We start from the raw sequence: 15,177 nt of genomic DNA on the forward strand, positions 1-15,177 counted from the left end.
TACGTGCACGGGCCAACAAGACAGACACACAGGAGCAGCGCCGTGTCAGAGTACGAGGTAGCCTGGAGGTGGTGATGCTCGGGGGGTAGGGGCATGGTGCCCTTCCGCCGCGAGTCGCGCATGCGTGCTCCTGTCTTGTTGGTATTGCTGCTCACGGCGGTGGGCTGTGGCGAGGACTCCCTGGCGTTGCTCCAGGACGAGGCCTCGGACTGCCCCGAGGCGCCCGCGATGCGCCTGGGCGCCGCGCCCTCCGCGGCGGTGATGCTCAATGCCTACTACCTCCAGGAGGAGGCCACGAGGGACCTGCGGCGGGGCCGCACCGAATCGCCCGCCGTGGAGGAGACGTTCGCCAAGGTCTCGGCGCTCGGAGTCCACGCCGTGCGCACCACGGGCTACAACGACGGGGCCGACAAGCGGGGCGACTCCGCCATCCAGGTGGCGCCGTTGCAGTACGACGAGGTGTCCCTGCGCGGGCTGGACCTGGTGCTCACCCGTGCCGCCGCGTACGGCGTGAAGCTCATCCTGCCCCTGGGCAACTACTGGGATGCCTACGGAGGCACCCGGCGCTACGTGGAGTGGGCGGGGTTGCCCTCGCCGGTGGAGGGAGATCCGCGCTTCTTCACCGAGCGCGCCGTCATCGACCACTACAAGGCGCACGTGGTCCGGATGCTCTCGCGCGAGAACACCTTCGACGGACTGCGTTACGGCGAGCACCCGGCCGTGCTGGCCTGGGAGTTGCTCAACGAGCCGCGTGGCAAGGGATTGGACCCGGAGGGCGCGGCCATGCGCGCCTGGGTGGACGAGGTGGCCGCGGTGGTGAAGGAGTACGCGCCCGGGCACCTGGTGGGCACGGGTGAGGAGGGCTTCGACACCTCGCTGGAGGGCTATGACGAGCTCTTCTGGCGGGGCGCGGCGTCCTCTCCCTTCTTCGAGGGAGGCAGCAGCTTCCGCCGCAACACGGCCTCGCCCTTCATCGACTTCGCCAGCGTGCACTTCTACCCGGAGCTCTACGGGGTGAAGCGGGACGACACGGCCCGCGCCGGGGCGCACTGGTTCTTCGAGCACGCCGCCATCGCCCGGGACGTGGGCAAACCCCTGTTCATCGGCGAGTTCGCCCTGCGCAACCGCGAGGGTTTCTCGCTCGACGAGCGGCGGGCCATGTACCGCGGTTGGTTCCGCTGTGCCTGGCGCGTGGGCGCGGGCGCCAGCGGCCCGTGGATGTTCGCGAATGATTCGCGGCCGGACGAGTGGGACGAGTTCACCTTCTATTACCGCGATGGCACCGTGCCCGCGGACCCGCGCAACCGTTACGCGGACCTCGTCGTCGAAGCCACGGCGCTCTCCGGCACGCGTTGAGCTGTCTTTCCGCGTGGTCCCTCCGGAAAACCTCACATCCCGCTGAAGAAAGACATGGAGTGGGGTTGGCGGGAATCACTGGGATGACCAGTTTTCCCGCGAAGGGGGGGGAGTCTCCATGAGGAAGGAAAGCCGTATGAGAATTCCAGGCAGGATGGCCGCGTGGCTTTGCGTGGGTGCGCTGGGGTTCGCGCAGCAGGCTCGTGCCGGCAATGACCCGTGGGATCGCTGGGACAGGGAGCGCCTCGAGCAGCCGTATGGTGAAGGCGAGGCGGACGAGATCTGCACGCTGGGCAACGCCGAGCGCCGGCAGCTGGCCGATGACATCTACGAGTACAGCTACCGCGTGCGGGTGGGGCCTGGAGTGTATGACGTCATCACCCTGCACCGGGTGGTGCGGGAGCTGGGTCCGTGGTCACCGGTGCGCACGCAGAAGTCGATGTTCCTGGTGCATGGAGATGCCCTGGGGTTCCGGGGCGCGTTCCTCTCCAGCGCCGCGAGCCTGGAGGTGCCCACGAGTCAATCCATCGCCGTCTTCCTGGCGCGGCGGGGGGTGGACGTGTGGGGCATCGACCTGCGCTGGGTGCACGTTCCGAGTGGGACGAAGGACTTCTCCTTCATGAAGGACTGGAACCTGGGCACGCACGCCCAGGACGTGGGCACGGGCCTGACGTTGGCGCGGACGGTGCGCGCGCTGACGGGGAACGGCGGCGACAAGATGAACCTGCTGGGCTGGAGCCGGGGGGCCACCATCTCCTACGCCTACCTGAATGGAGAGACGCAGCAGCCGCCGCACAATCGCCACGTGAGCGGCTTCATCCCCGTGGACATGGCCTACTCGTTGGCGCCCGGGGCCACGCTGGAGCGCCATGCGGCGTGTCTGACCCATACCGTGTTCGCGCAGGCCCAGACGGAGAGAAAGTACGAGGGTGGAGAGATCGGTCTGCTCCTCCAGGTCCTCGGCTCGTCCGCCATCAACAGTCCGGCGGAATCCTCGGTCCTTCTTCCGGGGAGCACGAACCGGCAGGCGGCGCTCTTCTTCGGCTCCGCGACCCATGTGTTCCAGGTGCCGCTCCCCGTCATCCAGGGCTACCACTGGGCGGCGGGCCAGTTCAGCGAAGCGGGCGCTCCCACCGGGCTGGCGTGGACGGACGAGCGCTTCTTCTTCGACACCCTGGTCCAGGCCGCGCCCTACCAGAGCATCGGAGAGCAGGTGGACACCTTCGCGATGTGGTGCGGTGCGCCGGACGTTCCGTATGACGACCACCTGGCGCGGGTGAAGGTGCCGGTGCTGTACGTGGGCGCCTCGGGTGGCGTGGGCGGCTACGGCCTGCACAGCCTCTCCCGGCTGGGCAGCACGGACGTCTCCACCCATATGGTTCCGGGCTACGGCCACGCGGACCTGTTCCTGGCCAGTGGAGCGCAGAACGTGGTGTGGGCGCCCATCCTCGACTGGGTGCAGCGCCACTGAGGCGCGGCGGACTCAGGCGGTCGCCGCGGCCCGCCCCAGGCCCTCGGCCACGGAGGTGAAGGCGTCCTTCGTCTTCACCCGCTCCTCGCCGAAGCGCTCGGTGTAGAGCCGGCGCACGGCGGGAATCTGCGAGGAGCCTCCCGTGAGGAAGACGGCGTCCACCTCGCCGGCTCCCGCGCAGCGCTCCAGCAGCCCCTCGGTGACCTGGCGCAGCTCGGCGAGCAGCGGCTCGGAGGCGGCCTCGAATTCAGCGCGGGTGATGGGCTCGTGCAGGTGGATGCGGGCCTCCTCGAAGTCGAGCGTGGCCTCTTCCCGCGAGGAGAGCTGGACCTTGACGGCCTCGATGGCGCGGAAGAGCCGGTAGCCGAGGTTGTCCATGACGAGGTCGTACAGGGCCTCGGCCTCGGCGGGCTTGTCGCTGGACTCGAGCATCAGCTCCAGCAGCTCCTGGGTGGACTTCTCGCGGATGAAGGACATCTCGTGCCAGGAGAGCAGCTTGGACATGACGTGCTGGGGCACGGCCAGCCGCTTGTCGCTGAAGCCCCGCACCTTGTAGGTGGAGCCGGCGCCGAAGCGGGGCAGGAGCTTGTAGCGCATGATTTCGGCGTCGAAGCGGTCACCGCCGATGCGCACGCCGGTGGAGCCCACCACGTCCGCGCGCCGGTCCGGGTTGCCGCGGCGCGAGGGCCCCAGCCGCATGAGCGTGAGGTCCGTGGTGCCGGCGCCGAAGTCGGCCACGAGCACCAGCTCGTCGCGGGTGAGCTGGGCCTCGTACGAGAGCGCGGCGGCGATGGGCTCGATGAGGAACTGGACGTGGGTGAAGCCGGCGATTTCGGCGGCCTTGCGCAGGCGCTGCTCGGCGAGTGCATCCGCCTCGGGGTCCGGGGAGAAGAGGGCGGGGCGGCCGAGCACCACGGACTCGGGGGCACCGCCGGTGTGGGGAGCGGCGGCCTCGCGGACGCGGCGCAACAGCAGGGCGACGAGGTCCTCGATGAGCCAGGTGCGGCCGCGGATCTGCGTGGCGCGGAAGGAGGCGCTGTGCAGGAAGGACTTCACGGACTGGATGAAGCGGCCCGTGTGGTCCTCGAGGTAGCGGGCGATGGCCGGGGCGCCCGTGTACACCTCGCGCTCGTCCTCGGGGAAGAAGATGACGGAGCGGTAGAGGCGGGGATCGCTGTAGCCGGGCGAGATGGGGAGCACCGTCCCGTCCGGGAGGGCGATGGCGGTGTTGCTGGTTCCGAAGTCGAGTCCGCAGGCGGCCATGGGGGGGCCTCCTCTACGCGCAAACGGTGCGCATGGGTAGCACCGAGTGCAGGGCGGCCCTCAATCCAACAACTTGCGCAGGCCACGCGCCAGCCGCTCGGCGTGCCAGCGTTGTAACTCACGGGCAGTGAGGGCGGCGCGTTCGGCCCGCTCCTCGCGCACGTGCTCCTGCAGCGTGCGTGCGGCGGTGCGCTCGGCGGCGGTGCCCTTCGCGGCGAAACCCTCGAGCAGTCCCAACCGTACGTCCGAGTCGTGCAGCTCGCCCAGCAACTCCTGGAGGGGCACCAGCGTCTCCAGCATCGCCTCCATCCTCCGGCGCATGGCGGGCCGGAAGATCTCCGCCTCGTAACGGAGCTTCTTCACTTCCTTGCGCAGCTCATGGGCCGTGGCGGCATCCGGAGCGGCCGCGTAGTCCTCCATGAGCCGCTGCACCTCGCGCAGGCGGCGGCGGAGCTGACGGCGGACGCGCTGGCCTCCATATCGCCCGGGACCCTCCAACCGCTTCGCCTCGTCCAGGAGCGCGGGCACCGTCCGCTCGTCCCAGCGCTTCAGCACGCGCCGCAACTGCTTCTCCTTCGCGCCGAGCTGGGACTCCACGCTCGCGCGCAGCGCCTCGAATCCAGCCCGCTTCGCTGGCTTCTCCCTACGGGCCACCTGTTCCAGCCAGGCGCCCTGCACGTGGATGTCGCGCACCTCGCCCAGGGCGTCCTGGAGCTTCTTCACCTCGCGCTCCAGCGGTGCCAGCCCGCCCAGACGGCGGAACACCTTCAACGCCGCGCGCAGGCGGCGGGTGGCCACGCGCATGTCATGGACACCGTCCTCGGTGAGCTGACCGTCGAGGGCGTCCTGCTCGTGGCGCACATCGGCCAGGCGGCTGGAGACGAGGCGGCGGGCGGCCTCTTCCAGGCGGCTGTCCGGGCCGAGCCCGCGGATGGGAGTGGGGCGAGGCATGCGTCCTGTCTCCCTAACGCCGGGCCTTCGTCTCGTACGTGGTGGCGGCCTTGCCGACCATCTTCTCGGCGGCCTCCGCTCCTTCCCAGCCGAGGATGCGCACGTCCTTGTCCGCGAAGGCCACGGCGGCGGTGAAGAAGTGCTCCAGCTCCTGGCGCTCCCGGCGCGACAGGTCCTGGATGGAGCCCAGGTTCTCCGCGCGCGCCGCGATGACGGGGACGACGAGCAACCGGTCATTGCGCTCCCGGCCACCGCCCCGCTTCTTCTGGTCCACCTTCAGCACTCCGAGCGCGCGGCAGGGGAGCACCACACCGGGGTAGGTGGATTGATCCCAATACACCAGCGCGTCGAGCGGGTCTCCGTCCGAGGCCTCGGTGCTGGGGACGAAGCCCCAGTCGAAGGGATAGCGCAGTCCGTGCACCAGGGGCCGGGAGACGGTGAAGACGCCGAGCTTCGGCTCGTACTTCAGCTTCACCGTGGAGGCCCGGGGCGACTCGACGACGACGTGGAAGGCGCCGTCCCTGCCGCGCAGGGGAATGCGGGTGAGGTCCGTGGTCATGGTGTCGAGGCTCGGACGGACTGTCCCCGGGGACAAGTGTCCCCGGAGGAGAGTTTCACCTCGACAACCTTCGAGGCCCGCCGTCAGGGCGTGGCGGAGGCCAGGAGCGAACGCTTCGCGGCGCGAGCGGAGCCGAGGCCGCCAAGGGTGTACCAGAGCACGGTGAAGAAGGCGGTGGAGCGCTTCGCGCGGCTGGGGCGCTCGCCGAGCCCGAGGTAGGGCGGGAGCACCACGGCGCCGAGGCCCGCGAGCGCACCGAGGAAGGCGCCACGCAGGTAGATGTGGCGTGGGCGGCCCATGGCGACGAGGGCGTAGTACAGGGTGTTGCTCAGCAGGTCGCCGATGAGGCTCTGCTGGTACAGCGCGCGGCCATGGGGCGTGGGCAGGCCGAGCCGCTTGGAGAGCTTCTTGATGGAGCGCATGCCGAGCACATCCATGCGTGGAGGATGTTTGAGCACGGCGCGCGCGCCCTGGTGCACGAGCGTGAGGGAGACGGCGCCCGCGAGACCGGGGCCGAGAGATTGGAAGAAGCCGCGAGGTTGGGTGACGAGCTCACTCATGGTGCCCCTCAAGCCAGGCACCGGGCCCGCGGTGTTCCCATCCCGCGGGCCCGCCTGTCCGGCGGGTGGGCGGGTTACTTGATGTCCGGCACCTTCATGCCGCGCTGCACCGCCGGGCGGGCGGCCACGGTGTCCATCCAGCGCCGCACGTTGGCCACCGCCGGCAGCAGCTCCGGGTAGTACTGCGTCGCGCCGGCCAGCCACGGGTACGTGGCGATGTCCGCCACCGAGTACTCGGGCGCGAGGAACTCGTGCTGCGCCAGGTGCTTGTCCATCACCCCCAGGATGCGCTCGGACTCCTTCGTGTAGCGCTCGATGGCGTACGGAATCTTCTCCGTGGCGAAGCGCTTGAAGTGGCCGAGCTGCCCCAGCATGGGCCCCACGGCGCTCATCTGGAACATCAGCCACTGCACCGCCTCGGAGCGCGCGCGCGGGTCCGCCGGCAGCAGCTTCCCCGTCTTCTCGGCCAGGTAGAGCAGGATGGCGCCGGACTCGAAGACGGACAGCGGCTTTCCGCCCGGACCCTGGGGGTCCACGATGGCCGGAATCTTGTTGTTGGGATTGATGGCGAGGAACTCGGGCTTGAACTGGTCACCCTTCGTGATGTCCACCACGTGGGCCTTGTAGGGCAGCCCCAGCTCCTCCAACGCGATGGACACCTTGCGCCCGTTGGGCGTCGTGAACGTGTAGAGATCGATCATCGTCCCACTCCCGTCAGCTCGGCGCTCTTGCGCCACAGCTTCTCGGCGCCCTCGTCGCTCTGGGCGGCCTTGGATTCACGAACCACCTTGCTCTTGATGAAGTACTTCGCGCTCACTCCCTCCACCTCGGGCGAGGAGGCCAGGTACACCGAGGTGCGGGCGCCGCCCTCGGCGGAGAGCATGAAGGGCGCGGCCAGCTTCACCAGGTGCTTGAAGATGCCCTCGGAGTTGAGGCCGAAGCCGGTCCGCACCACGCCGGGATGCAGGCTGTTGACCGTCACCTTCGTGCCCTCCAGCCGTTTGGACAGGCCACGGGTGAAGAGGATGTTGGCCAGCTTCGAGTTGCCATAGACCTTCATGCCGCTGTAGCCGCCGCGCTCGGCCTGAGGGTCCTCGAGGAAGTCGAGCGAGCCCATGCGGTGCCCCTCGGAGGCCACGTTCACCACGCGCGAGGGGCCGCTCGCCTCGAGCAGCTCCAGCAGCAGGTGGGTGAGCAGGAAGTGGGAGAGGTGGTTGGTGGCGAAGGTGGCCTCGAAGCCGTCGGGCGTCACCTTGCGGCGGTCGAGCATGAGGCCCGCGTTGTTGAGCAGCACATCCAGCCGCGAGTACCTGGCCCGGAAATCCTTCGCGAGCTGGTGGACGGACGCCAGCGAGGTGAGATCGGCGAGGAGCAGACCCAGCTTCGCGTCGGGCACGGTGCGGCGCACCTCGGCGAGCGCGGCCTCGCCCCGGCTCTTGTCACGTCCCGACAGCACCACGGTGGCCCCCGCGCGCGCGAGCGCCCGGGCCGACTCCAGCCCGATGCCCGAGGTGGCTCCAGTGATGAGGCAGACCTTCCCTTGCATGTGTCCCGGCGTCATCCGGTAGAACCCTCCAGAAATGAGGGCCCTCTATAATGCACCGGGGGGCCCGCGCGCACGCCGACGCGCGGGCCCTGGGCCGGGCTCAGGCGTTGGGCGCGGTGCCGCGCTCCTCGATGATGGTGGGGGGAGCGACCTCCTCGCGGTCCGTGGCGGCCGAGCCGTACAGGTGGCTCTCGAGGAACCAGAGGTCCTGCTCCACCTCGCCGAGGACCCGGGTGAACAGATCCTCGGTGACCGGGTCGTTGAGATCGCCCGCGCGCTGGATGCCGCCGCGGAGGGTGGAGGCGTAGATGGTGACGCGGTCCACGAGCACGCGCACGTGGTCATCGCCATTCACCGCGCTCAGGTCGTACTCCTCCAGCTCGCTGTTCTTGACGGCCAGGCGGATGGTGCCCTGGGCGTAACCCCCGAGGGCGCCCGCGCGCTCGGCGAACTCGTCGGCTTGTTTGCGCACGTGATCGGCCACGTCGTCGAAGAGCTCATGGCGGCTGATGAAGTCCTTGCCCCGGATGTTCCAGTGGGCCTGCTTCACCTGCCAGTGCAGGTCGATGGACGTGGCGAGGCAGACGTTGAGCAGCTCGATGAGCTCCGCGCGGGACTCGCGTGGCAGGTTGATATGGCTGGGGAACTTCGTGGTCATGCGTCATCCCTCGTCGTGGTTCCGACCGGCCACGAAAGCCGATGGTTTCTTCAGACGGTGGGGATGACGGGGGGCTCGCGCCAACCCGCTCGCGCACGTCCGGAGGGCAGGCGGGCGTGAGGGGGGGCCGGGCGTGCGAGCCCTCTCCCGGTCTGTATCATCCCTTCTCCGCTGTGTCCGGGAGGAGCACATGGGGTGGAAGCCGATCATGCGCGGTGTGCTGTGCGGTCTGGCCGTGCTGCTGCAGGCGTGCGCGGTGGGGCATGGGGCTTCAAGTGCGTTGTTGCTTTCGACGGCATGGGTTCCCGAGGACTCACCGGCCGGGGTGTTGCTCCGCGAGTCGCACAGGGCGGAGACGGAGCTGTCCGAAGCCCGACGCGCGGAGGCCGAATGCGCGCTGGGACAGGTATGGGGTCTTGTCCGTGGCGTGGATGAAGTGGGCGCACGGGTCGAAGTGCGCTTCTGGGCACACGAGGGGACGCTGACGCTGCTCTCCCATCGAACCTTGGGAGGTCTGGAGCGGGCGCAGCCGGTGGCCGAGGCCACCTTCGGGAAGCGCTTCCGGTCTCAGCTCACGTCCTACGTCGGCGAGCGGGCCGGGGAGGTCCTCTTCACGCTGTACCGGCAGCAATTGGAGTGGCGCGTGGACTTCCGAGGGGGTCCGGACACTCCCCGGCCACCGGAGGCGAAGACCCAACCGGTGAGGCGCGAGGGGGTCTCGGTGGGGACCTATGCCGCCATCACCCGTGTGGCCGGGGAGATGGTGCGCCTGCTGGGAGGACCCTCCGGGCGAGAGGCTTCCTTCATCGCAACGGTGACGCTGGAGGATGATGGGGTGTCTGGCTGGGAGCCAGGCTTTCAGGAGGGCGCGGGCCGGGAGGTGGGCTTGGCTGGACGGGAGCGTCTCCAGGGGGAGCTCATCCAGGCACTGCTGCCCTTCACACATGGAGTGGGGCCGCGGGAGGTGCGCCTCACACTCCAGGGGGTGCTCCGTCCGGGCGAGTCCGCCGCGAGCTGGCGGGTGGTGGTGGCGGAGACGCTCCATCCGGAAACACCGAGTGGCGCGGATGCGGACCTCATCGCCGAGTATCGGACCCTGCACGAGTCCATCCTGCGGGAATGGCGTGAGGAGGTCGCGGACTCGGGCCGGTTGGCGGTGCGCATCGGCGCGGAGGAGTTGGCCTTCTGGGTCGTCGGCGGCGTGGTGGTGCACGGGGGCGGCGCCATCTTCAAGGCGGTAGCGCCCAGACTGCTGGAGATCCTCCGTCGGGGTGGTGCGAGGGTCCGAGGGTGGTTGGACACTCTCCTTCAACGGCTTACCAAGGTGGAGCGGGATGCCTTCAAGTCGCTCTGGGAGAGGGTGGATGTGCGAGGTGCCCGCCCTCTCTCCAAGTCCGAGGAGCGCGAGCTGCGCAGACTCGCGAAGCGGCTCGAGGAGCTCGTTGACGCGCCGTTGAACAAGGATGAGAAGAAGAAGCTCAGGGATCGGGCTCGTGCAAACTTCCGGCAGTTCCATCCAGAGCTCGCAGAGGCAATGAAGCTTGGAGAGGATGGTTTGTATGAGATTCATCACCGGTGTCCTCTCGAATACGCCCATCTTCTTGTTGGAGAAGACATCAATGCCCGAAAGAATCTCGTTGCCCTGGCACAGCCCGTCCATCGCCGCATCAACATCCTATGGGCGAAGTTCCGCAAGGAGCGTGGTGGCTCGGAAGTGCATCCCGATGAAGTGAAGAAAATGGCGGAGCTCATCGACCGGCATTTCCAACGTTGGTACGACGTGCTTTACGACTCACCTTCCGCGTCGGCGCTGGATGCTGCGATGGAGATGGCTCTCAGGGATGTGGAGTTGCTGATTGTAAAGGGGTGAAGACATGCGGCCTGACAGGTTGCTTCCTGGTCTCGAGCGGATGCTGCAGGTGTGCCGGATGCATGGGATTGAGTTGCATCAACGCTCTCCTGCTTCCAGTGTGCCGAACGCAGGCGAGCCAGTGGCGGGGGTTCCTTGCGATCCACTTCTTTCAGCCCTCCATTCCCGGGTAGGGACCTTCGGCTTGTCGGAGGGCTTCTTCCTGTTTCCATTCGAAACCCAGGAGGGCAGGGGGATCGTCACCGTGAATGAGGAGTGGCGGTGGGATTGGTCCGACCCCTTCCGTGGTCTGCTCGTCTTCGCCAAGGAGCAGGCGCTTGCCTACTATTTCGCAACCGTCCCCGGACTGGCGGATGAGCAGGGGATACAGCCAGTCGTCTGGATCGATACCTATGAGGACTTGTATGCGCTCCCCATCGCGTCGAGTATCGACCGGTTCTTCGACACCTACTCACATTCCCTGGAGCGGCAGGTGGAACTCATCCGCGAGGATTCCGAATTCAAAGCAAGGCTCGAAACTGAATCCGGACCGCCGGCTCCAGACTCGCTGCGGGCGCTCTGGTCCAAGGATATACCGCGCATCAACTTTCCCTGGGAGGTACCGGACCTCATCGCCCGGGACGAGTCCCTGGTACGATTGCTCCGGGCTGGGCGCTTCGACTTCCTGATGGACGGCTGCGAGGACGCCCACGAATGGGTGGGCAAGGTGCTGGCGGCGGTCAGCACCTGATTCCAGAGTTGGCTACTGCCGCGGAGCCTGCGCCAGCACCTCCACCGTCGCGGAGATGACGGCCGGGGCGCTCAGCATGAGCTGGTGCGCGGGCACGAAGAAGGTGCGCTCGGTGACGCCGGGCAGGCGCGAGCTGTCGGCCGGGATGACAGTGCTGTCCAGCGGCGACCAGAAGGAGAAGACCTCGGTGTCCCCGAAGGGGTTCTCGCGGCGGTTCAGCTCGCGCAGGAAGGTGCTGTCCGGGCGCATCTGCACCAGGGCGGGGTCCACCCTCAGATACGCCGCCCGCGTGCCGTGGTGCGGCCCCGAGACGGAGACGAAGCGGCGCACGCGTGGCTGGCCGCCCAGCTCCTGCATCCAGTAGCGCGTGGACAGCGCGCCCTGACTGAAGGCCACCACGTCGACGCGCTCGGCGCCGGTGCGCTTGCGCAGGCCCTCCGCCGCGCGGCGCACCTGGTAGGCCATCACCTCGATGGGCAGCTGTCCGTTGTTGGGGTGCAGCCGCACCGCGTACAGGTGCTCCTTCGGCCAGCCCGCCTGCTCGAAGGCATCCACCATCGCGAAGAAGGCGCCCGGGGTGTCATCGGTGCCGTGCACGAACAACACGGGGACATGCTCGGCGGCGGGGGTGGGCTTCGCTCCCGGAGCGGAGGCACAGCCCGTCACGATGGCGAGCAGTGCCAGCACGAGCGCGCGCCGGGCGCGAGGAGGGCGGTCATGAAGAGGGGTGCACATGGTGGGCTCCAGGTCGACGGCCAGGCCCGCTGTGTATCAGGTCTCCAGCAGGACGAAATCCACCACGGTGTTCCACAGGCGCTCGAACTGGAGCCGGCGGAAGCCGGAGCCCGAGATGAGCCAGTCCACGTGGGGCGGGCTGTGCGCCGGCTGGTCGAAGTGGCCGATGGCGTCCAGGTGGTCCGCGCGCACCGCCGCCAGCACCCGCCCGTATACCTGGGAGCGCGTGGGGACGATGCCGTCACAGGCCTGCGGGCCGGGCATCGCCCCGTAGGCCTCCACCAGTGCCGCCGTCTGCGCCGGGGTGTGAAGGGGAATCGCCGTGAGGGGCATCCGTTGGGTGCGTCCGTAGAGGAAGCCGTACACGGTGTGGGTAATCTGGGCGTACGGGTCCAACCCCGCGCTCAACCGCGCGCGCAGTGACGGCGGCCGCGCCTGGGTGATGACCGAGCCATAGCGCACCCCGGGCCGGTCCACGGTGGTCGCGTTGAAGAGATCGATGCCCTCGGGGGTGAGCTGGGGGACGAGCGAGGCGTCGTGGGTCACGTCGCCCAGGAAGCGGACGAGCTCCTCGCGGCGCTCGAGGGAGAAGTCCCCCAGCAGTTGCTCGAAGAGCTGGTCGAGGATGGTGGGGCGGAAGCCGAGCTGCTCGTCCCAACGCGTCAGCAGGCTTCCCAGGCGGAAGGCCACCGTCAGCGGCAGCCGGCCGAAGCGCAGCACGTACACGGTGAACAGCGACAGCAGTTGCAGCAGCTTCTGTCCGAAGAGTCCCAGGAAGAAGGTCGCCAGCGGGGTGCCCGAGTGAGGGGTGGACACCGTCACCACGGTGCGGACCCGGCGGGCATAGGGCTCCACGTCGATGTCGTCGCCCAGCAGCGCGCCCGGGCTGACGAACAGCCGCGAGTCCAGCCCTCCCGTGGAGTGGCCGATGAGGTGGATGGGGCCGTCGTCGTTCTTCGCGCTCGCCTCGATGGCCTTGTAGAGGTCCGCGGCGCGCGTGCGGATGGAGCCGGTGGGGTGCGAGAGCACCTGCACCACCTCGACTTCCACGCCGCGGCGCGCCATCTCCGCCACGAAGTAGTCGCGGACGTGCCCGAAGTAGAGCAGCTCTCCCAGGTTGGCGAAGCCGAAGAAGCCGGGGACCAGGTAGATGTGGTGCTTCGTCGCCATTCTCCCCAACCTTCCGCAGTCCCCGCCTCCAACTCAAGTCCGACGTGCATCCTCCGTCCGCCCGGGTTGACGGCACGCCACTCCCGGGCCACAACCCGGCCCCTCTCCCTCCTCAGGAAGGATCGCCCGCCCGTGCAACGACTGCTCGCCCTCGGCCTGCTCTTCGCCCTCCCCGCCGCCGCGGAGGAGGGGATGTGGACCTATGATGCCTTTCCCCGGGCCGCCGTGAAGGCCGCCCATGGTTTCGAGCCTTCTCAGGAATGGTTGGATTCCCTGCGGCTGTCCTCGGTGCGGCTGGCCGGCGGGTGCTCGGCGAGCTTCGTGTCCCCGGACGGACTGGTGATGACCAATCACCACTGCATCCGCTCCTGTGTGCAGGATTTGTCCTCGCCCCAGCGCGACTACCTGGCCACGGGCTTCTCCGCCAAGGCGCTGAAGGACGAGCTGCGCTGCCCCAAGGTGGAGGCCAACCAGCTCGTGGGGATGACGGACGTCACCGCGCGTCTCCAGGCCGCCACGAAGGGGCTGAGCGGCGCGGCCTTCAACACCGCCCTCAAGGCGGAGATGTCCACCATCGAGAGCGAGTGCGCCACCGGGCCCGAGGTTCGCTGTGACGTGGTGACGCTCTTCCACGGAGGCAAGTACCAGCTCTACCGGTACCGCCGCTTCCAGGACGTGCGGCTGGCCTTCGCGCCCGAGTTCTCCATGGCCGCCTTTGGTGGGGACGCGGACAACTTCAACTTCCCGCGCTACGGCTTCGACGCGGCCTTCCTGCGCGTGTGGGACGCCAACGGGCAGCCGCTGAAGACGGAGCACTCCCTGCCCTGGGCGAAGGAGGGCGCGAAGGAGGGGGACCTGGTCTTCGTCTCCGGCCACCCCGGCACCACCCAGCGGCAGCTCACCGTGGCGGAGCTGGAGTTCCAGCGCGACGTGGCGCTGCCGTTCGCGCTGATGTACCTGGCGGAGCGGCGCGGCATGTTGCGCGAGTACGCCTCGACCTCGCCGGAGCGTTTCCGCACCACGCGGGCGAGGCTTCGCTCGGTGGAGAACGCGCTGAAGGCGATGCGCGGCCGGCACCAGGCCCTGGCCGAGCCCTCGCTGCTCGCCGACAAGCGAAAGGCCGAGGCGGACCTCCGGGCGAAGGTGGCGGCGGACCCGAAGCTCGAGGCCACCACCGCGGGCTCCTGGGATGCCATCGCCCGCGCGCTGGAGACCTACCGGCCGATGATCGCCGAGTACCGGCTGAAGGAGGACGGGTATGGCTTCTCGTCCGAGCTCTTCGACATCGCCCAGCACCTGGTGCGCGTGGCGGACGAGCTGCCCAAGCCCAACCCGGAGCGGCTGCGCGAGTACACGGAGGGACAGCTCCCCGCCCTGCGCATGGGGCTGCTGCGCGAGGCCCCCATCCCCGCGGAGCTGGAGAGCATCTCGCTCACCTTTGGTTTCAACAAGCTGCGCGAGACGCTCGGCGCGGATGATCCGTTCGTGAAGACGGTGCTCGGCCGCGAGGCCCCGGAGGAACTGGCGCGCGCGCTGGTGAAGGGCACGAAGCTCTTCGACGTGAAGGAGCGCAAGCGGCTGCTCGACGGCGGCAAGGCGGCGGTGGAGGCCTCGAAGGATCCGATGATCCTGCTGGCGCGCCGGGTGGACGCTCAGTCACGGGAGGTGCGCAAGCGCTACGAGGACACGGTGGAGTCGGTGTTGAAGAAGAATGGCGAGCTGCTCGCGCAGGCCCGGCTGGCGGCCCATGGCACCACGGGCTACCCGGACGCGACCTTCACCCTGCGCCTCAACTACGGCACGGTGAAGGGCTGGGAGGAGGGGGGGCGCCAGGTGTCGCCGCTGACGACGTTCGCCGGTGCGTATGAGCGCCACACGGGCAAGGAGCCCTTCCGGTTGCCGGACTCGTGGATGAAGGCCCGGGGCAAGGTGCCCGGGGAGACGCCCTTCAACGTGGCCACGACGAACGACATCATCGGCGGCAACTCGGGCTCGCCCATGGTGGACCGCGAGGGCCGCGTGGTGGGGCTCATCTTCGATGGCAACCTGCACTCGCTCGGGGGCGATTATGCGTACGTGCCGGAGACCAACCGCGCCGTGGCCGTGCACGGTGAGGGCCTTCTGCGGGCCCTCGAGCACATCTACGGCGCCGGGCGGCTCGTGAAGGAACTGCGCGCGAATCAGCGCTGAGCCTCCCTCATCCCAATCCCTACCCTCAATCCCTTCCCTCTCCCCCCGGGAGAGGGTCAGGGTGAGGGTATCGGGGCCCACGGGTTGAACCCGTGTGGATGCGAACCCGGGTCCACGA

The 15,177-nt window shown here is 68.7% G+C and carries 14 protein-coding genes; 5 read left to right on the forward strand and 9 right to left on the reverse strand.

Annotation, left to right across the window (positions count from 1 at the left end; translation table 11 throughout):
- The first annotated feature begins 120 nt into the window (after positions 1-120).
- Positions 121-1,356, forward strand: a complete 1,236-nt coding sequence (locus Q664_RS31620; RefSeq protein WP_052518915.1) for a cellulase family glycosylhydrolase — start codon at positions 121-123, stop codon at positions 1,354-1,356.
- A 154-nt stretch (positions 1,357-1,510) separates the two neighbouring features.
- Positions 1,511-2,827, forward strand: a complete 1,317-nt coding sequence (locus Q664_RS31625) for a hypothetical protein (RefSeq protein ID WP_052518910.1) — start codon at positions 1,511-1,513, stop codon at positions 2,825-2,827.
- Between the two features lie 12 nt (positions 2,828-2,839).
- Here Q664_RS31625 and Q664_RS31630 read toward each other — a convergent pair whose 3' ends face one another.
- The 7 genes from Q664_RS31630 to dps all read right to left on the reverse strand — a co-directional run bounded on the left by Q664_RS31630 (position 2,840) and on the right by dps (position 8,364).
- Positions 2,840-4,090 carry an Hsp70 family protein gene (locus tag Q664_RS31630; RefSeq protein ID WP_043403903.1) on the reverse strand — a complete coding sequence of 417 codons (1,251 nt, stop codon included), beginning with the start codon at positions 4,088-4,090 and terminating at the stop codon, positions 2,840-2,842.
- Positions 4,091-4,150: 60 nt separating this feature from the next.
- Positions 4,151-5,041 carry a CHAD domain-containing protein gene (locus Q664_RS31635; protein ID WP_043403905.1) on the reverse strand — a complete coding sequence of 297 codons (891 nt, stop codon included), beginning with the start codon at positions 5,039-5,041 and terminating at the stop codon, positions 4,151-4,153.
- A 13-nt stretch (positions 5,042-5,054) separates the two neighbouring features.
- Positions 5,055-5,600: an inorganic diphosphatase gene (locus Q664_RS31640; protein ID WP_043403906.1), complete on the reverse strand. Its 546-nt coding sequence runs from the start codon at positions 5,598-5,600 to the stop codon at positions 5,055-5,057.
- 83 nt (positions 5,601-5,683) lie between these two features.
- Positions 5,684-6,160, reverse strand: a complete 477-nt coding sequence (locus Q664_RS31645; RefSeq protein WP_043403909.1) for a hypothetical protein — start codon at positions 6,158-6,160, stop codon at positions 5,684-5,686.
- Between the two features lie 74 nt (positions 6,161-6,234).
- Positions 6,235-6,861 (reverse strand): glutathione S-transferase N-terminal domain-containing protein, encoded by a 627-nt coding sequence (locus Q664_RS31650; protein WP_043403911.1) that lies wholly within the window; start codon positions 6,859-6,861, stop codon positions 6,235-6,237.
- On the reverse strand, positions 6,858-7,721 hold the full coding sequence (locus Q664_RS31655) for an SDR family oxidoreductase (protein ID WP_235216952.1): 864 nt from the start codon (positions 7,719-7,721) through the stop codon (positions 6,858-6,860). Before Q664_RS31655 ends, Q664_RS31650 begins: the two co-directional genes overlap by 4 nt.
- Before the next feature lie 85 nt (positions 7,722-7,806).
- The gene (dps, locus tag Q664_RS31660) at positions 7,807-8,364 is read right to left on the reverse strand and encodes a DNA starvation/stationary phase protection protein Dps (protein WP_043403913.1); all 558 of its coding nucleotides are present in this window, start codon (positions 8,362-8,364) and stop codon (positions 7,807-7,809) included.
- Positions 8,365-8,554: 190 nt separating this feature from the next.
- Here dps and Q664_RS31665 point away from each other — a divergent pair, with 190 nt between their 5' ends.
- Both Q664_RS31665 and Q664_RS31670 read left to right on the forward strand, forming a co-directional pair.
- Complete coding sequence (locus Q664_RS31665; RefSeq protein ID WP_043403915.1) at positions 8,555-10,234, forward strand: hypothetical protein; 1,680 nt, start codon at positions 8,555-8,557, stop codon at positions 10,232-10,234.
- A 4-nt stretch (positions 10,235-10,238) separates the two neighbouring features.
- Complete coding sequence (locus Q664_RS31670; protein ID WP_152622453.1) at positions 10,239-10,964, forward strand: hypothetical protein; 726 nt, start codon at positions 10,239-10,241, stop codon at positions 10,962-10,964.
- 12 nt (positions 10,965-10,976) lie between these two features.
- On the opposite strand, the gene Q664_RS31675 is transcribed toward Q664_RS31670, so the two are convergent.
- Both Q664_RS31675 and Q664_RS31680 read right to left on the reverse strand, forming a co-directional pair.
- Positions 10,977-11,699 carry an esterase/lipase family protein gene (locus tag Q664_RS31675; protein ID WP_052518911.1) on the reverse strand — a complete coding sequence of 241 codons (723 nt, stop codon included), beginning with the start codon at positions 11,697-11,699 and terminating at the stop codon, positions 10,977-10,979.
- A 36-nt stretch (positions 11,700-11,735) separates the two neighbouring features.
- Entirely contained in the window at positions 11,736-12,869 is a 1,134-nt protein-coding gene (locus Q664_RS31680) for an esterase/lipase family protein (protein ID WP_043403919.1), read from the reverse strand.
- Between the two features lie 192 nt (positions 12,870-13,061).
- Here Q664_RS31680 and Q664_RS31685 point away from each other — a divergent pair, with 192 nt between their 5' ends.
- The gene (locus Q664_RS31685; RefSeq protein ID WP_084610489.1) at positions 13,062-15,059 is read left to right on the forward strand and encodes a S46 family peptidase; all 1,998 of its coding nucleotides are present in this window, start codon (positions 13,062-13,064) and stop codon (positions 15,057-15,059) included.
- The last annotated feature ends 118 nt before the right edge of the window (positions 15,060-15,177 follow it).

This window comes from Archangium violaceum Cb vi76 (assembly GCF_000733295.1).
In the GTDB taxonomy this organism is placed as follows: domain Bacteria; phylum Myxococcota; class Myxococcia; order Myxococcales; family Myxococcaceae; genus Archangium; species Archangium violaceum.